Genomic DNA, 14664 nt, shown 5'->3' with positions numbered 1-14664 from the left:
CTCGGCTGCCCGCTCCGTCGAGCGGGGGAGAGACCATGAAGACCGCTGCACGCCCGCAGAAAGCACGCTCAGGACCGCTGGGGCTGCCCCGCCTGCTTCTGTGGCCGCGGCGCTCGGCTACCCGGGGAGCGCCTCGCGATGCCCGCGGGCTGTCTGGCGGCGGGCTGGGCCGCGGGGCTCCGGGAGGACCGCACCGTCATACTGGTGTGCTCCGCTGTGATTCTCGTCACCACGCTGCTGAACCTCTGTGTCCGCGATGTGCACAACGTGACACAGACCCCGGAGCCGGCCGAGGCCGCGTGAAGTGTTCCCTTCCGCGAATTCGCCGCCGGTCGGGGCGTCGGAGGCCCCGGAAGCCTTGATCGGAAAAGGTCACTCTGCGTAGAACTCGGTGGGAGTGATGCGCGGTGTGCTCGGGTCCCGTGTGCCATGCGCCCGTACGGAATCGGCCACCGGCTTTATGTCCGCTTCAGCCCCCGATGACGGACCATGGAGGCAACGGCCCTCCTGCCGTCCCGGCGGCGGGCCACCACCCGCTGTCCGATTCGGGGAGATGGCGATGCACAGCCGCTTCAAGACCGACCGACAGCTCACCGCCCGCATGGGCGTGACGCTGTTCCTGCTCGGACTCCTCTACGTGGCCTTCGTGGCCGCGCTCGTCGTACTGCTCAAGTCATGGGTGCTGATCGTCGTCGTCGCCGGGGGGCTGCTGCTGGCGCAGTACTGGTTCTCCGACCGCATCGCCCTGTACGCCATGCACGGCCGGATCGTCTCCCGCGAGGAGGAGCCGGTGCTGCACGGCATCATCGACCGGCTCTGCGCCGCCGCCGACATGCCGAAGCCCGAGGTCGCGGTGGCGGACATGGACCTGCCCAACGCCTTCGCCACCGGGCGCAACGCGGACCACGCGGTGATCTGTGTGACCAGGGGGCTGATGCGCCGCCTTGAGCGGGACGAGCTGGAGGGCGTGCTGGCGCACGAGCTGTCCCATGTGGCGCACCGCGACGTGGCGGTGATCACCGTCGCGTCGTTCCTGGGCGTCATCGCGGGCCTGCTCGTACGGTTCGCGATCTACTCGCAGCTCTTCCGCGGCCGCAGGGACCAGAACACGGTGGCGCTGCTCGGCGCGGTGCTCGGGGTGTCGGTGGTGGTGTACGCGCTGAGCTTCGTGCTGATCAGGGCGCTGTCGCGGTACCGCGAGCTGGCGGCGGACCGGGCGGGCGCGCTGCTGACCGGGCGGCCGTCGGCGCTGGCGTCGGCGCTGACCAAGCTGAGCGGCGACATCGCCCGCATCCCCAGCAGGGACCTGCGCACCGCGCGGGCGTTCAACGCGTTCTGGTTCACCCCGGCGATGGGCGCCATGCCGGGCGCCCGGCTGTTCTCCACCCATCCGCCGCTCGACCAGCGCCTGGAGCGGCTGGCGCGGATCTCCGCGCAGCTCGGACCGACCCCGGACGTCAGGAGCTGAGGCCGCGTGGGCTTCCTCGACACCCTGTTCGGCCGCAGCAGGCCGGCGCAGCCCGATCTCGACCAGCTCTTCGGACTGCCCTCGGCGGCGGTCACACTCCGCGCCGCCGCGGGCTTCGTACCGACCGGCGTGGGCTCCGTGTGCTTCTCCAGCGTGGAGGGCGCCGAGTTCGCCCGGGTCCACCAGGAGGTGCGTGACCTGCTCGACGCGGACCGGGAGCGCACCGGGCCGCCGGTGGAGCGCGAGCGCGACGCGTACGGGTACTCGTGGCTGGTGTCGCGGCGCTCCCCCGAGGACCTGCCGGGACTGGTCGGCGATCTGCACGCGGTGAACTCGGCGCTCCAGGACACCGGCTTCGGCCCGCAGCTCCTGTGCTCGCTCGCGGCGTTCACGGGGCCCGAGGGCCAGTCGCTCGCGCTGGTGTACCTGTACAAGCGCGGCAGCTTCTACCCGTTCGCGCCGCTGCCGGGGGAACGGCGGGACAACGCGCTGGAGCTGGAGGCCAGGGCGGCGCTCGGCAACGACCTGCGGCTTGAGGGCGACCTGTCGCGGTGGTTCCCGGTGTGGGGCGCGCCGGGGCTGTGAGCGGTACGGCGGCCCGCCGGGCGGTGGGTCAGATGCGCCAGGCCCTGAGCTGTTCCGCGACGGTGAAGACGTCGGCAGAGCCCTCGCGGACCTTGCGTACGAGCCCGGAGAGCGCACCGTAGGGCGGGTCTATGCCCTCGCCCGACTGGCCCATGTACTGGGCGGCGACCAGGGCCGCGTAGAGCGAGTTGAGGTGCGGCATCGGTTCGAGTCTGACGATGGTGTGCAGCAGGGCGGCGGCCCGCCAGGCCGCGTCCGGGTCGGAGGCGGCGAGTGTGGGCATCTTGGTCCTGTGCCGTGCGACGGCGGCGACGAGCGCCGAGTAGTCGCCGACGGTGACGTCCTCGGGGGTGGCGCGCTCCTGGATGTCGAGGAGCCAGGAGACATCGACGTAGAGAGGCATCAGGCCGCCGCGGCTCCCCCGCGGGAGGGCGGCAGCTCGTCGGGGAACGCCTCGTCGAACTCGGCGCGCAGCTTCTCACCCCAGGTCAGGGCCCCGGCCACGAACTGCTTGCGCTGGTGCTCCCGTACGCCCAGGTCGTGCAGATACTGCTTGAGGCTCTTTCCCTCGGCGGCCGCCGCCGCGCGCACTCCTTCGAGTTCCTCGTCGGTGAACGACACATTCAGGGATGGCATGGAGTCCACGGTACCAACCAGGTGCCCGGGGGCGGTACGGGGCCCCGGGGGATCAGGGTGCGCCCGCTGCGCACGGCTGCCGCCCACCGGGGCGCGGGGCGGCGGTGTGCGCGGTGCCGTGCGCCCCGGGCGCCCGGGAAGGGTCCTCGCGCGCGCCCCGGGGGGGCGCCGGGTCGCGGGGCCGGTGGGGGTGTGGTGGTGTGCGGTGTCCGGTGGGGGTGCGCGGTGTTCAGGGCTTGGGGGACTCGCCGCGGTAGCTGCCGAAGGACCACTGGTTGCCCTCCGGGTCCAGGATGCTGAACCCGTCGCCGCCGTAGTCCATCTCCTGGTAGTCCCTGCTGAACTCGACACCCGCGGCGGCCAGCCGCTCGCTGAGTTCCCGCGCCCGGTCGGTGACGACGTAGGCGTTGAACTTGCCGGGCGGCAGATGGCACTGGGCGCCCTCGCGGTCGTCGCCCAGCATCACACCGCCGCCCTCGGGCCAGTCGAGCTGGGCGTGGAGGACGACGCCGCCCTCGGCGTAGACGGCGGTGCGCTGGAAGCCCAGGGTGTCGACGAGGAAGTCGATCAGCTTGAGGGCGTTCCTCGCCTTGAAGCTCGGCCAGACCATGGGCGGGCGCTCACCGGTCGCCGGGGTGTGGGTGGTCGTGGTCGCTGTGTCGTGTGTGGTGTTCATGTGTCCCACTCTTCGCCGTAGCGGTGGCCACCGGCTTGGATATTTTGGCACTCCTCCGAGATCCACGCGGTGGGGCTGAGCCCGGTGTACTGACGGAAGTCGCGGACCATGTGGGAGTGGTCGTAGTAGCCCGCGTCCGCTGCGATGCGCGCGAGGTCGGGCGGGGCGCCCGCGGTGACGGAGCGCACCACGGCGTCGCGGGCGTGCTGGAACCTGATGAGCCGCGCGGCCTGCTTGGGGGTGACGCCGGTCTCGGCGCGGAAGAGCCCGGTGAGCCGCCGGGGGCCGAGCGCGACGTGCCGGGCCAGGTCCTCCAGGGTGACCTGACCGCGGCGGCGGGTGAGGTGGGCCCACGCCTCGACGACCTCGGGGCGCACCCGGTCGCGGCGGCGGTCGGCCACGCGCCGGCGCAGGTAGCCGGAGAGGAGGGCGAAGCGGGCTTCCCAGTCGGGCTGCGCGCTCAGCCGCTCGTGCAGTTCGACGGCGCCGGGGCCGAGGACGTCGGCGCCCGAGCCGATGTCGGTGCTCAGGGCACCGGCGGGCGGCCCGAGCAGGGCGCGGGCGGCGAGCGGGTGCAGGGCCAGTTGCAGCCCGGACTGCACCGGGGGCTGGCGTACGTACGCGGGGGCCTGGTGGAGCCCGCCGAGGACGATGTCCCGGCTTGCGGCGCCCGGCCCGAGCGCCTGCTCCCGCGAGAAGCTGCCGACGACGGGCCCCTCAAGCGAGAAGATCAGCGTGAGGTACGGGGACGGGAGGCCGCGGTGCACGCCGGGGGTCGCGCCCACCGTGCGGTACCCCACCGCGGACACCACGAGGCCGCCGGGGTCGGGCGAGCCCTGCACGAAGACCGAGGTCTGCGTACCCGGGGCCGCTCCCCCGTCGTCGGTGGCGTCCATGCGTCCCAGTATGGCGCGTTCCATGCCGCGGGTCGCCCGGGAGACGGCGCCCCGGGGGCGCTCGCGGGAGGCGGGTGCGCGCCTCTGGGAATACCTCGTTGTCAGAGCTAAGCTTTTCGTATGACGACGGAGGGGTTTCCCGACTCGCTGGGACCGCTGCTCGCCGGGCTGCAACGGCTGATCCGGCGGCGGCTGCGCTCGAACCACGAGCGGCCGTTGGCGCGCGGCGCGCAGATCGAGCTGCTGCGGCTGGTCGTGGACCGGCCGGGCATCAGCGTCTCCGACGCCGCGAGGGAGCTGTACCTCGCGGGCAACTCGGTCTCCACGCTCGTCAACCAGCTCGGCAGGGCCGGATTCCTGACCCGGGAGACCGACCCCGACGACCGCCGCTCCGCCCGGCTGATGCCGAGCGCGGCAGCCGAGGCACGGGTGCGGGACTGGGAGACGCGCAGGGCCGCGCTGGTGAGTGAGCGGGTGGCGCTGCTCAGCGAGGCGGACCAGGCGGCGCTCGCGGCGGCGGTGCCCGCGCTGCGGCGGCTGGCCGACGGCTTGCGGGAGGAAGTGGAGGGCGTATGACCGACACCGGGGACACCGGAGACACCGGGGACACCGGGGACACCGAGGACACGGACGCGGGGCGCGGACCCGAGCCTGCCGCACCCGCGCCCGCGGGGGCCACGGCCTTCGACGGGGACACCACGGGCCCGGAGGGCCCGGCCCCGCCCGCGGCGGCGGAGGCCGCGGCGCCCGACGACCGCGACGAGGCCATCGGCTGCCAGGGGCTCACCTACGCCTTCGGCACCACGAGGGCGGTGGACGGGCTCGACCTGTCGGTCGGCGCCGGCGAGGTCTTCGGGCTGCTCGGTCCGAACGGCGCGGGCAAGACCACCGCGATCCGCTGTCTGACGACGCTGCTTCCGGTCCCGCCCGGCATGGTGCGGGTGTTCGGGCACGATCCGGCGCGCGAGCGCATGGCGGTGCGGCGGCTGCTCGGCTACGTACCGCAGCAGCTCTCCGCCGACGCCGGGCTCAGCGGCCGGGAGAACGTGTCGCTGTTCGCCAGGGTCTTCGACGTGCCGCGGCGGGAGCGGGCCGCCAGGGTGGCGCAGGCGCTCGCCGCCGTCGACCTGACGGAGGCCGCCGACCGGCTCGCGAAGACCTACTCGGGCGGCATGGTGCGCCGCCTCGAACTGGCGCAGGCGCTGGTGAGCGCGCCCCGGCTGCTGATCCTCGACGAGCCGACCATCGGCCTCGACCCGATCGCCCGCACCAGCGTCTGGGAGCGGATCAACGAGGTGCGGACCGCCACCGGCATGACCGTGCTCGTCACCACCCACTACATGGACGAGGCCGACCAGTACTGCGACCGGGTCGCGCTGATGCACCGCGGGCGCGTCCGCGCGCTCGGCACCCCCGGGACCCTCAGGTCCGAGCTGCGTGAACGCCGTGCGGCGGCGGGCGAGGACCCCGGCGGGCCGACGCTTGAGGATGTCTTCCGGGACATCGCGGGCAGCGGCCTCGACGACCAGTCAGGAGACTTCCGCGATGTCCGACGCACCCGCCGCACCGCGACCCGGGTCGGCTGAGGCCCCCGCACGCGCGCTCGACCTGCTCCTGGTGCCGCCCCCGGTACGGCCGCCGTGGCGGGTGCTGACGGCGCGGGTCGGGGCGCTGTGCGCCGTCGAGTTGCAGAAGCTGCGGCACGACAGGACCGAGCTGTACACCCGCGCCATCCAGCCGGCGCTCTGGCTGCTGATCTTCGGCGAGACGTTCACCAGGATCAGGGCCATCCCGACCGGCGGCACCCCGTACCTGGACTATCTGGCGCCCGGGATCATCGCCCAGTCCGCGATGTTCATCGCGATCTTCTACGGGATCATGATCATCTGGGAGCGGGACGCGGGCATCCTCACCAAGCTGCTGGTGACGCCCACGCCGCGGGCCGCGCTGATCACGGGCAAGGCGTTCGCGGCGGGCCTGAAGGCGCTGATCCAGGCGGTCGTGGTCGTCGTGATCGCGGCACTCCTGGGTGTGGCGCTCACCTGGAACCCGCTGCGGCTGCTCGGGGTGGCCGCCGCGGTGATCCTCGGCTCCGCGTTCTTCTCGTGCCTGTCCATGACGATCGCGGGCATCGTGCTGACCAGGGACCGGCTGATGGGCATCGGGCAGGCCATCACCATGCCGCTGTTCTTCGGCTCCAACGCGCTCTACCCGGTGGCGGTGATGCCGGGCTGGCTCCGCGTCGTCAGCCATGTGAACCCGCTGAGCTACCAGGTGGACGCGTTGCGCGGGCTGCTGCTCGGCACCCCCGCGCACCTGGCGCTCGACTACGGGGTGCTCGTGCTGGCGGCGGCGCTCGGCATCGTCGCCGCCTCGTCGCTGCTGGCCCGGTTGGCCCGCTGATCGCTTTTCCAGATAAAACGGTCATCCGCTACACATAAAGGATTTATAAGAGCAGAATGGGAGTGTACGGCTCAAGGCCGTATGACTCGGTCGGACTCTAGAGTGAAGGAGTCGAGGTTCCGATGGCCGATGTGTCTCACTCCCATAAGGAAGACCTGGCGACACACCCGGACGTCCCGGAGATGCGGGCGCGGTACGACCGCGTCCTCGGCGGGCGCGACGTGGCGCTGGTGGACGGGCCGGTGTTCCTGGTCGGCCTGTTCTGCGCCATCTCGCCGTGGGTGCTGCACTTCACCTCAAGCCAGCCGTCGCTCGTGGTCCACAACGTGATCATGGGCATCGCGCTCGGCCTGCTGGCGCTGGGCTTCACCGTGATGCCGGGCAGGATGTACGGCCTGAGCTGGGCGATGTGCGCCATGGGCGTCTGGTTGATCATCTCGCCCTGGGTCGTGGGCAGCAGTCCGGACAACGGTGTGATCATCACCAACGTCATCATCGGTGGTCTCACGGTGTTGCTGGGGCTGGTGTGCACCGCGGCGGCGGCAAGGGCCGCCCTCAAGAGTCGGCGCGCCCGCACGTAGGCGCCCGCTCCCTCTGTCGGCGTCCGGCCGGTCCGCGGGAGGCGGACCGGCCGGTTTCCGTCGCGCGCCCCGCGTCTGCCGGGGCCCTCCCCCGTGGGGCGGCGGGGGTGGTTTCGGCGGTGGTGGGGGCGACACTCCGCGGCGGGTACCGCCGGGCGGCGGGCACCGCGCATACCCTCGGGGCCCATCGCCCCGACGCGGAGGACAGCGCCGTCCATGTCCGTCTCACTCGTGCTCTTCACCTCCGACCTGCGGGTGCACGACCACCCCGCGCTGCGCGCCGCCGTCTCGTCGGCCGACGAGGTCGTACCGCTCTTCATCGACGACGACGGCGTGCGGGAGGCCGGGTTCGCCGCCCCGAACCGCCTGGCCTTCCTCGCCGACTGCCTCGCCGACCTGGACGCCGCGCTGCGGGAGCGCGGCGGGCGGCTGGTGCTGCGGCGCGGCCATGCCGTCGAGGAGGTGTGCAGAGCCGCGCGCGAGTCGGGGGCGCGTGAGGTGCACATGTCGGCGGGGGTCAGCGGCTACGCCCGCCGCCGCGAGGAGCGCCTGGGCGCCGCGCTCGGGGAGGCGGGGGTGGCGCTGCGGGTGCACGACGCGTCGGTGACCGTGGTCCCCCCTGGCGAGGTGACGCCCTCGGGGCGCGACCACTTCGCGGTGTTCACCCCGTACTTCCGCCGCTGGGCCGGGCTGACGCCACGGGACGTGCTCGGGGCGCCGCGGTCCGTGCGGGTGCCGTCGGGGCCGCGGTCGCTCGCGCTGCCGCGGCGGCGCCGGGTGGCCGGTGTCTCGCCCGGACTGGAGACCGGCGGCGAGCGCGCGGGGCGGGCCCGGCTCGCGGCCTGGTGCAGGGACGGCATCGAGCGGTACGCGGACCTGCACGACGACCTGGCGGTGGACGGCACCTCCCGGCTCTCCCCGCACCTGCACTTCGGCACGGTGTCCGCGGTGGAGGTGCTGCACCGCGCCAGGCGCCGCGAGGGCCCGGGGCCCGAGGCGTTCGTACGGCAGCTCGCCTGGCGGGACTTCCACCACCAGGTGCTGGCGGCCAGGCCGGAGGCGTCCCACGAGGACTACCGGGGCCACGCCGACCGCTGGCGGGCGGGCGCCTCCGCGCGCGAGCAGGCCGAGGCGTGGCGCACCGGGACGACCGGCTTCCCGCTGGTGGACGCCGCGATGCGGCAGCTACGGCACGAGGGGTGGATGCACAACAGGGCCAGGCTGCTGGTGGCGAGCTTCCTCACCAAGACGCTGTACGTGGACTGGCGGGTGGGCGCGCGGCACTTCCTGGACCTGCTGGTGGACGGCGACGTCGCCAACAACCAGCTCAACTGGCAGTGGGCGGCGGGCACCGGCACCGACACCCGGCCGAACCGGGTGCTCAACCCCCTCACCCAGGCGCGCAGGTTCGACCCGGAGGGCCGCTATGTGCACCGCTGGGTGCCGGAGCTGCGCGGCGTCCGGCGGCCCGCGGTGCACCAGCCGTGGCGCCTCGACGAGCGGGAGCGCGCGGACCTCGGCTACCCGGCGCCCGTGGTGGACCTGGAGGCGGGGCGTGACAGGTTCCTGCGGGCCCGGGACAACTGACCCGGCGCCACCGTGCGCCGACGTCCCGCCGGAGGTCCAGACCTCCGGCGCCCGCGCCCCGCGCGCGCCGGCTCGCACGGGCCCTGGCCCATGCCGTACGAACCGTGACGACAGGGGCGTTTCCCGGGGGTGGCGCTTCGGCCATCCCAAGTCCCCGCTCCCCCGCATCTCTTGACGCGTACGCGTCCGCCGGTATGGTCTAGTCCAAGCAGCGAGCCCCGCTCGGGCACCGCTCTCCCACGGCGGTGGGCGGCGGGTGCGCGCCGCCGTACGTTTCGCGCCTCCAGGCCCCACACCAGATAGAGGCACGTCTGGTCGGTCCCACGGCCCCCCACGGCCTCGACCGGGGACGCGCCTCCGTGAGGAGTACGCATGCGTTCCAAGAGAAAACTGGCCGCCGCGATCGGCGCCATTCTCGCCCCCGTGGTCGCGCTCAGCCTTCCGGCGGGCTCCGCGAGCGCCCACGGCTACATCTCCACCCCGCCGAGCCGTCAGGCGCAGTGCGCCGCGGGCACGGTGAGCTGTGGCGACATCAAGTACGAGCCGCAGAGCGTGGAGGGCCCGAAGGGGCTCACGAGCTGTAGCGGCGGCAACTCCAGGTTCGCGGAGCTGGACGACGACTCCAAGGGCTGGCAGGTGACGAGCGTCGGCACCACCACGGACTTCCAGTGGACGCTGACGGCCCGTCACTCCACCAGCACCTGGCAGTACTTCATCGGCGGCACCAAGGTCGCCGAGTTCAACGACGGCGGCGCCATCCCCGGTGCCACCGTCACCCACTCGGTGAACTTCGGCGACTTCCGTGGCCAGCAGAAGGTGCTGGCGGTGTGGAACATCGCGGACACCTCGAACGCGTTCTACACCTGCATCGACGTCAACATCGGCTGACCGCCCCGCCCCGCACGGGTGCGCCGCCGCGCGCACCCGTGCCCGGGCCCGCCGCGCGCCCCGGCCTCTTCGCCCCCTCCTTCCCCACCCCCCACCACGCCGTACGCCGCCCGAGCGCGGCAGGCAGAGGAGTGAACCCCCGTGCGTATGCGCATCCCCGCCATGGTCGTCGCCGCGGCGTCGGCCGCCGTGCTCTCCGCGCTGACCCTGGCCCCCACCGCCTCGGCCCAGAAGGCGTCCGTGGACGCCGACTTCATCGTCAGCGAGGCCCAGTTCAACAGCATGTTCCCGAACAGGAACCCCTTCTACACGTACAGCGGCCTGACGGACGCGCTGAGCGCGTATCCGGGGTTCACCAACTCCGGCAGCGACACGGTGCGCAAGCAGGAGGCGGCGGCGTTCCTCGCCAACGTCAGCCACGAGACCGGCGGCCTCGTGTACGTGGTCGAGCAGAACACCGCCAACTACCCCACGTACTGCGACCAGTCGCAGCCCTACGGCTGTCCCGCGGGCACCGACAAGTACTACGGCAGGGGCCCCATCCAGATCAGCTGGAACTTCAACTACAAGGCGGCGGGCGACGCCCTCGGCATCGACCTGCTGAACAACCCCGACCTGGTGCAGAACGACTCCGCCGTCGCCTGGAAGACCGGCCTGTGGTACTGGAACACCCAGACCGGGCCCGGCACCATGACGCCGCACGACGCCATGGTCAACAGCGCCGGCTTCGGTGAGACGATCCGCTCCATCAACGGCAGCATCGAGTGCAACGGCGGCAACCCGGGCCAGGTGCAGAGCCGCGTGGACGCGTACAAGAACTTCGCGGGCGTCCTCGGGGTCGACCCCGGCGGCAACCTCACCTGCTGACACGGACCACGGCACACCCCCCACAGGGGCCACCGGGCGCGCGCGAGCCGCCCGGTGGCCCTTTTCCGCGTTCCCGCCCCCGGGCCGGGTTCTCGCAGGGTACGAAGCGGTCGGCGAGCGGGCGCGGCGCGCGGCGGTGTCGGCGCGCAGGCGGGCACGCCCCGATTCTAGCGCCGCTAGGAATCCTGCCGATGGCATGCTAGCTTCGACGTATTCGCTAGCAGCGCTAGAAACGGAGTCCTCCCATGACCGTGGCCGCGTACACCCTCGCCGTCGTCCTCGATCTGTTCGTGGTGTTCATCGGGGCGCGCTTCCTGCTCCGGCCGGTCCCCGCGGCCGCGGGCTACGGGGTGCCCGCCGAAAAGCGCGGCGACCGCGCCTATCTGACGGTCAAGGGGCTGCGGGACGGCACCTACGGGGTGCTGGGCCTCGTCCTGCTGGCGCTCGCCGGGGCGACGGCCGAGGCGTGGTTCATGCTCGTCGTGGCGCTGCTCCCGCTCGGCGACACCCTCATCGTGCTGCGCAACGGCGGCTCGAAGGCGGTCGCCTTCGGCATCCACTTCGCCACCGCGGTGGCCGTCCTCGTCAGCGCGTGCCTGCTCTTCGCGGCGTGAGCCACCTACGGCGGGCGACCCCGCGGCACCTAGGTCGTGTCTTCAAGAGCCCGTCTGGTCGGGGCGGCCCGGCACGCACTCCCCCAGCCTTCGGCCGGGAGGTGCCCCCACGCCGCGTTGTCGTCGGTCGCCGACTCCCCCACGCTCGGCTTCGCTCCCGCGGGAGGTGCCCCCATCGCGTCGACTCCCCCCTCCGCCTTGCGATGGGGGCACCTCCCACGCCCTCCGGGCAGTGGGGGAGCACCGGACCACCCCGACCCCGCCCCCAGGCGGACGACGCTCTCTTGAAGACACTCCCTAGGCCACAAGCCGCACCGCGCCTCCGCCCCCGGCCCGTGGTGCGGCCCGCGGGGCGACCGCAGACTGGCCCCATGGACACCACACACACCGACGCCTACCTGCGCCGCATCGGGGTGCCGCGGCCGGAAGGACCCACGCCGCAGGCACTGCGGGAACTGCACCTGGCGCACCAGCGCACGGTCCCGTTCGAGAACCTCTCCCTCCACCTCGGCGAACCCCTCACCCTCACCGGGGACGCGCTCGTCGCCAAGGTCGTGGACCGGCACAGGGGCGGCTTCTGTTACGAGCTGAACGGTGCGTTCCTCGCGCTGCTCGGGGCGCTCGGCTACCGGGCCACCCCGCTCCAGGCCCGGGTGTACGGGCGGGACGGCGGCCTCGGCATCCCGTACGACCACATGGCGCTGCGGGTGGACACCGGGGACGGGCGGGCCCTGCTGGCCGACGTGGGCTTCGGCGACCTCAGCGACCACCCGCTGGCCCTGGACACCCCGGGGCGCGAGCAGCACGACCCCGCGGGCACCTTCACCGTCGCGCCCGCCGGGGACGGCACCGACGACCTCGACGTGTACGCGGGCGAGAGGCCACGCTACCGGCTCGAACAACGCCCGCGCAGGCTACGGGACTTCACCGCGGCGGCCTGGTACCACCGCACCTGCCCCGACTCCGGCTTCACCCGCTCCCTGGTGTGCTCGCTGCGCACCCCCGACGGCCGGATCACCCTCGGCGGCAGGACCCTCAAGCGGACCACCGCCGACACCTCCGTATCCGAGGAGCTCGCCGACGACACCGCCGTGCTCGCCGCCTACCGCGACCATTTCGGTATCGAACTCGACCGGGTGCCCGAGGTGGCGGAAGCCTTCAGAACTTGATCACCGGGGACCGGGCGGGCCGCACCGGTCGAGGCACCCGGTGGTGCACCCTCCGGGGGCCCATCCGGCTGCGGCATGCGGAGAGTTCACGCCGTGAAGAAAGTCGGTGCCAGGTATTGACGTGTCCCGAACACAGCGGGAACCATCACCCCCAGAGAGAGCGCTCTCCTTCCCGCCGTGCCGTAATCACCGACGGAGTGGATCACTCATGCCCACCGCGCACTCCCGCCCCGCCTTCAGAACCCGTAGCCGACTGCTGCTGCCCGCTGCCGCCGCCGTGGCGGCCGCGGCCCTCGGCGCCGCCACCCTCACCCCCGTCGCCGAGGCCGCGCCGCGCGCGGCGGCGGCCGCCTGGGACACCGACCTCGCCGCGGGCGCCGCCACCGCCGACCCCGGCGCCGCCACCTCCTCGGGCGCCACCGGCGGCGACACCGCCGCGGGCGCGTTCGACGGGGACGCGGGCACCCGCTGGACCAGCGAGGCCGCCGCGGACGCCTGGATCGCCATCGACCTCGGCGAAGAGCTGCGCATCACCGGCGCCGGCCTCTCCTGGGACACCGCCTTCGGCACCCGCTACGTACTGGAGGTGTCGGACGACGGCGACGACTGGCGGACCTTCTACACCGAGAACGCCGGGACCGGCGGCGACGTCGCCGTGCACACCTACCCGCAGGACGTCGTCGGCCGCTATGTGCGGCTGCGCGGCATCGAGCCCACCAACGGCCGGACCTACGCCCTGAAGTCCTTCCAGGTCTTCGGCGGCACCCCGGCGCCCGCCTCCACCACCCGCACCGACCTGGCCCTGAACCACCCCGCGTTCAGCAACGTCTACCAGGACGCGAACACCAACCCCGCACGCGCCACGGACGGCGGCTACCCGGACGACCTGCGCGCCGACGCCTCCCGCTGGGCCAGCGACTGGAGCGCCGACCGCTGGATCTCGGTCGACCTCGGCGCCACCTCCACCATCAGCGACCTCGACCTCTACTGGCAGGCGGCCTACGCCGTCGACTACCGCATCCAGGTCTCCGACGACAACCGGAACTGGACCACGGTGTGGCAGCCGTCGGCCACCGACGTCGAGCAGCGCCGTGCGAACGTGCAGTCGCCGGGTGACGCGACGGGCCTGCACGACCACATCGACCTGCCGTCGCCCGCCACGGGACGCTATGTGCGCATGCTCGGGGTGGAGCGCAGGTCCTTCTACAACCCGGCCCCCGCCACCGCCCAATTTGGCTACTCGCTCTACGAGTTCCAGGTCTGGGGCACTGGCGGCGACGGCGGCGCGGCCTACCCGGCGCTCCCCTCCGGCCAGGGCGGCGACTACCGCACCGTCTTCCAGGACGACTTCGACGGTGCCGCGCTCGACCGCGGCAAGTGGCGGGCCGTCACCACCGGCGCCACCATGGACCCGGTCAACGGGGAGTCGCAGGCGTACGTGGACTCGCCCGACACGATCGCCGTCGGGGACGGGACGCTGAAGCTCAAGGGCGGCTACTGCAAGGGCTGCACCACCACCCCGAAGGGCCAGGTCTTCGACTTCTCCTCGGGGCGCGTCGACACCCACACCAAGCTCGACTTCACCTACGGCCGGGTGAGCGCGCGGCTGAGGATGCCGGTGGGCGACGGCTTCTGGCCCGCGTTCTGGCTGCTGGGCAGCGATGTCGACGACCCCGCGGTGTCATGGCCCGCCAGCGGTGAGACCGACATCATGGAGAACATCGGCTATCCCGACTGGACGAGTTCCGCGCTGCACGGGCCCGGCTACTCGGCAGACGGCAACATCGGCGCCACCCAGGACTTCCCCGCGGGCGAGGACGTGTCGGGCTGGCACACCTACACCGCCGAGTGGACCCCCACCGGCATCCGCTTCCTCGTCGACGACCGGCTGGTGACGGAGGTGCTGCGGCAGCAGGCCGAGTCCACCCGGGGCAAGTGGGTGTTCGACCACGACCAGTACCTCATCCTGAACCTCGCCCTCGGCGGCGCCTACCCGGCGGGGTGGAACCAGGTGACCGACCCCTACTGGGGCCTGCCGCAGTCCAGTGTGGACAAGGTGGCCGCCGGGGGCGTGCAGTTGGAGGTGGACTGGGTGAAGGTCGAGCAGAAGGGCTGAGGCGGGCGCGAACGGCCCGGTGGCGCGCCAGTGTTGAGCCGAACGGCCGTACGCCGCGCCCTTCGCGCAGGGAACCGTACGGGTGGTGTCCCTCCTCCGGGCGGGGGTGGGACACCACTCGGGAGGCGGGCGTGACACCACTCGTACGGGTGTCTTTCCGCGTCGAACGGCCCTCGAA

At 72.8% G+C, this 14664-nt stretch carries 17 protein-coding genes; 13 read left to right on the top strand and 4 right to left on the bottom strand.

The features are described 5' to 3' along the window. Positions 1-138 precede the first annotated feature (138 nt). From ACIBIW_RS09990 to ACIBIW_RS09980, 3 genes are all read left to right on the top strand, one after another. The gene (locus ACIBIW_RS09990; RefSeq protein ID WP_399333956.1) at positions 139-303 is read left to right on the top strand and encodes a hypothetical protein; all 165 of its coding nucleotides are present in this window, start codon (positions 139-141) and stop codon (positions 301-303) included. A gap of 256 nt (positions 304-559) precedes the next feature. Continuing rightward, on the top strand, positions 560-1468 hold the full coding sequence (htpX, locus tag ACIBIW_RS09985; protein WP_399334026.1) for a zinc metalloprotease HtpX: 909 nt from the start codon (positions 560-562) through the stop codon (positions 1466-1468). 6 nt (positions 1469-1474) lie between these two features. Next, complete coding sequence (locus ACIBIW_RS09980) at positions 1475-2053, top strand: hypothetical protein (RefSeq protein ID WP_399333954.1); 579 nt, start codon at positions 1475-1477, stop codon at positions 2051-2053. A gap of 28 nt (positions 2054-2081) precedes the next feature. Here ACIBIW_RS09980 and ACIBIW_RS09975 read toward each other — a convergent pair whose 3' ends face one another. The 4 genes from ACIBIW_RS09975 to ACIBIW_RS09960 all read right to left on the bottom strand — a co-directional run bounded on the left by ACIBIW_RS09975 (position 2082) and on the right by ACIBIW_RS09960 (position 4261). Then, positions 2082-2456, bottom strand: a complete 375-nt coding sequence (locus ACIBIW_RS09975) for a toxin Doc (RefSeq protein ID WP_399333952.1) — start codon at positions 2454-2456, stop codon at positions 2082-2084. Continuing rightward, the gene (locus ACIBIW_RS09970; RefSeq protein ID WP_399333950.1) at positions 2456-2689 is read right to left on the bottom strand and encodes a hypothetical protein; all 234 of its coding nucleotides are present in this window, start codon (positions 2687-2689) and stop codon (positions 2456-2458) included. The genes ACIBIW_RS09975 and ACIBIW_RS09970 overlap by 1 nt, the downstream gene beginning before the upstream one ends. Positions 2690-2918: 229 nt before the next feature. Continuing rightward, entirely contained in the window at positions 2919-3365 is a 447-nt protein-coding gene (locus ACIBIW_RS09965; protein ID WP_399333948.1) for a VOC family protein, read from the bottom strand. Further along, the gene (locus ACIBIW_RS09960; RefSeq protein WP_399333946.1) at positions 3362-4261 is read right to left on the bottom strand and encodes a helix-turn-helix domain-containing protein; all 900 of its coding nucleotides are present in this window, start codon (positions 4259-4261) and stop codon (positions 3362-3364) included. The genes ACIBIW_RS09965 and ACIBIW_RS09960 overlap by 4 nt, the downstream gene beginning before the upstream one ends. A gap of 120 nt (positions 4262-4381) precedes the next feature. Here ACIBIW_RS09960 and ACIBIW_RS09955 point away from each other — a divergent pair, with 120 nt between their 5' ends. The 10 genes from ACIBIW_RS09955 (at position 4382) to ACIBIW_RS09910 (ending at position 14486) form a co-directional block, all read left to right on the top strand. Further along, on the top strand, positions 4382-4837 hold the full coding sequence (locus ACIBIW_RS09955) for a MarR family winged helix-turn-helix transcriptional regulator (RefSeq protein WP_399333944.1): 456 nt from the start codon (positions 4382-4384) through the stop codon (positions 4835-4837). Continuing rightward, a complete protein-coding gene (locus tag ACIBIW_RS09950; protein ID WP_399333942.1) occupies positions 4834-5847 on the top strand; it encodes an ABC transporter ATP-binding protein in 1014 nt (337 codons plus the stop codon). Before ACIBIW_RS09955 ends, ACIBIW_RS09950 begins: the two co-directional genes overlap by 4 nt. Further along, positions 5807-6664, top strand: a complete 858-nt coding sequence (locus tag ACIBIW_RS09945; RefSeq protein WP_399333940.1) for an ABC transporter permease — start codon at positions 5807-5809, stop codon at positions 6662-6664. Before ACIBIW_RS09950 ends, ACIBIW_RS09945 begins: the two co-directional genes overlap by 41 nt. A 122-nt stretch (positions 6665-6786) precedes the next feature. After that, a complete protein-coding gene (locus ACIBIW_RS09940) occupies positions 6787-7245 on the top strand; it encodes an SPW repeat protein (protein ID WP_399333938.1) in 459 nt (152 codons plus the stop codon). Positions 7246-7461: 216 nt separating this feature from the next. Next, entirely contained in the window at positions 7462-8832 is a 1371-nt protein-coding gene (locus ACIBIW_RS09935; RefSeq protein WP_399333936.1) for a cryptochrome/photolyase family protein, read from the top strand. 372 nt (positions 8833-9204) lie between these two features. Continuing rightward, positions 9205-9720, top strand: coding sequence for a lytic polysaccharide monooxygenase auxiliary activity family 9 protein (locus tag ACIBIW_RS09930; RefSeq protein ID WP_399333934.1), 516 nt, complete (start codon positions 9205-9207; stop codon positions 9718-9720). A gap of 147 nt (positions 9721-9867) precedes the next feature. After that, positions 9868-10587 carry a chitinase gene (locus ACIBIW_RS09925; RefSeq protein WP_399334024.1) on the top strand — a complete coding sequence of 240 codons (720 nt, stop codon included), beginning with the start codon at positions 9868-9870 and terminating at the stop codon, positions 10585-10587. A 245-nt stretch (positions 10588-10832) separates the two neighbouring features. Continuing rightward, positions 10833-11201, top strand: a complete 369-nt coding sequence (locus tag ACIBIW_RS09920) for a DUF4267 domain-containing protein (protein WP_399333932.1) — start codon at positions 10833-10835, stop codon at positions 11199-11201. A gap of 371 nt (positions 11202-11572) precedes the next feature. After that, a complete protein-coding gene (locus tag ACIBIW_RS09915; RefSeq protein ID WP_399333931.1) occupies positions 11573-12370 on the top strand; it encodes an arylamine N-acetyltransferase in 798 nt (265 codons plus the stop codon). Between the two features lie 208 nt (positions 12371-12578). Continuing rightward, positions 12579-14486 carry a discoidin domain-containing protein gene (locus ACIBIW_RS09910; RefSeq protein ID WP_399333929.1) on the top strand — a complete coding sequence of 636 codons (1908 nt, stop codon included), beginning with the start codon at positions 12579-12581 and terminating at the stop codon, positions 14484-14486. The last annotated feature ends 178 nt before the right edge of the window (positions 14487-14664 follow it).

Origin of the sequence: Streptomyces sp. NPDC050560 (assembly GCF_044457285.1) — a bacterium.
GTDB lineage: Bacteria > Actinomycetota > Actinomycetes > Streptomycetales > Streptomycetaceae > Streptomyces.
The sequence above is the reverse complement of the archived record's forward strand: the minus strand, read 5'-3'. Positions and strand labels throughout refer to the sequence as shown.

What these genes read in the sequence shown, in the direction of transcription:
- ACIBIW_RS09990 (WP_399333956.1), top strand. Translation starts at nt 139, where the DNA reads ATGCCCGCGGGCTGTCTGGCGGCGGGCTGGGCCGCGGGGCTCCGGGAG.
- htpX (WP_399334026.1), top strand. Translation starts at nt 560, where the DNA reads ATGCACAGCCGCTTCAAGACCGACCGACAGCTCACCGCCCGCATGGGC.
- ACIBIW_RS09975 (WP_399333952.1), bottom strand. Translation starts at nt 2,456, where the DNA reads ATGCCTCTCTACGTCGATGTCTCCTGGCTCCTCGACATCCAGGAGCGC.
- ACIBIW_RS09970 (WP_399333950.1), bottom strand. Translation starts at nt 2,689, where the DNA reads ATGCCATCCCTGAATGTGTCGTTCACCGACGAGGAACTCGAAGGAGTG.
- ACIBIW_RS09965 (WP_399333948.1), bottom strand. Translation starts at nt 3,365, where the DNA reads ATGAACACCACACACGACACAGCGACCACGACCACCCACACCCCGGCG.
- ACIBIW_RS09960 (WP_399333946.1), bottom strand. Translation starts at nt 4,261, where the DNA reads ATGGACGCCACCGACGACGGGGGAGCGGCCCCGGGTACGCAGACCTCG.
- ACIBIW_RS09955 (WP_399333944.1), top strand. Translation starts at nt 4,382, where the DNA reads ATGACGACGGAGGGGTTTCCCGACTCGCTGGGACCGCTGCTCGCCGGG.
- ACIBIW_RS09950 (WP_399333942.1), top strand. Translation starts at nt 4,834, where the DNA reads ATGACCGACACCGGGGACACCGGAGACACCGGGGACACCGGGGACACC.
- ACIBIW_RS09945 (WP_399333940.1), top strand. Translation starts at nt 5,807, where the DNA reads ATGTCCGACGCACCCGCCGCACCGCGACCCGGGTCGGCTGAGGCCCCC.
- ACIBIW_RS09940 (WP_399333938.1), top strand. Translation starts at nt 6,787, where the DNA reads ATGGCCGATGTGTCTCACTCCCATAAGGAAGACCTGGCGACACACCCG.
- ACIBIW_RS09935 (WP_399333936.1), top strand. Translation starts at nt 7,462, where the DNA reads ATGTCCGTCTCACTCGTGCTCTTCACCTCCGACCTGCGGGTGCACGAC.
- ACIBIW_RS09930 (WP_399333934.1), top strand. Translation starts at nt 9,205, where the DNA reads ATGCGTTCCAAGAGAAAACTGGCCGCCGCGATCGGCGCCATTCTCGCC.
- ACIBIW_RS09925 (WP_399334024.1), top strand. Translation starts at nt 9,868, where the DNA reads ATGCGCATCCCCGCCATGGTCGTCGCCGCGGCGTCGGCCGCCGTGCTC.
- ACIBIW_RS09920 (WP_399333932.1), top strand. Translation starts at nt 10,833, where the DNA reads ATGACCGTGGCCGCGTACACCCTCGCCGTCGTCCTCGATCTGTTCGTG.
- ACIBIW_RS09915 (WP_399333931.1), top strand. Translation starts at nt 11,573, where the DNA reads ATGGACACCACACACACCGACGCCTACCTGCGCCGCATCGGGGTGCCG.
- ACIBIW_RS09910 (WP_399333929.1), top strand. Translation starts at nt 12,579, where the DNA reads ATGCCCACCGCGCACTCCCGCCCCGCCTTCAGAACCCGTAGCCGACTG.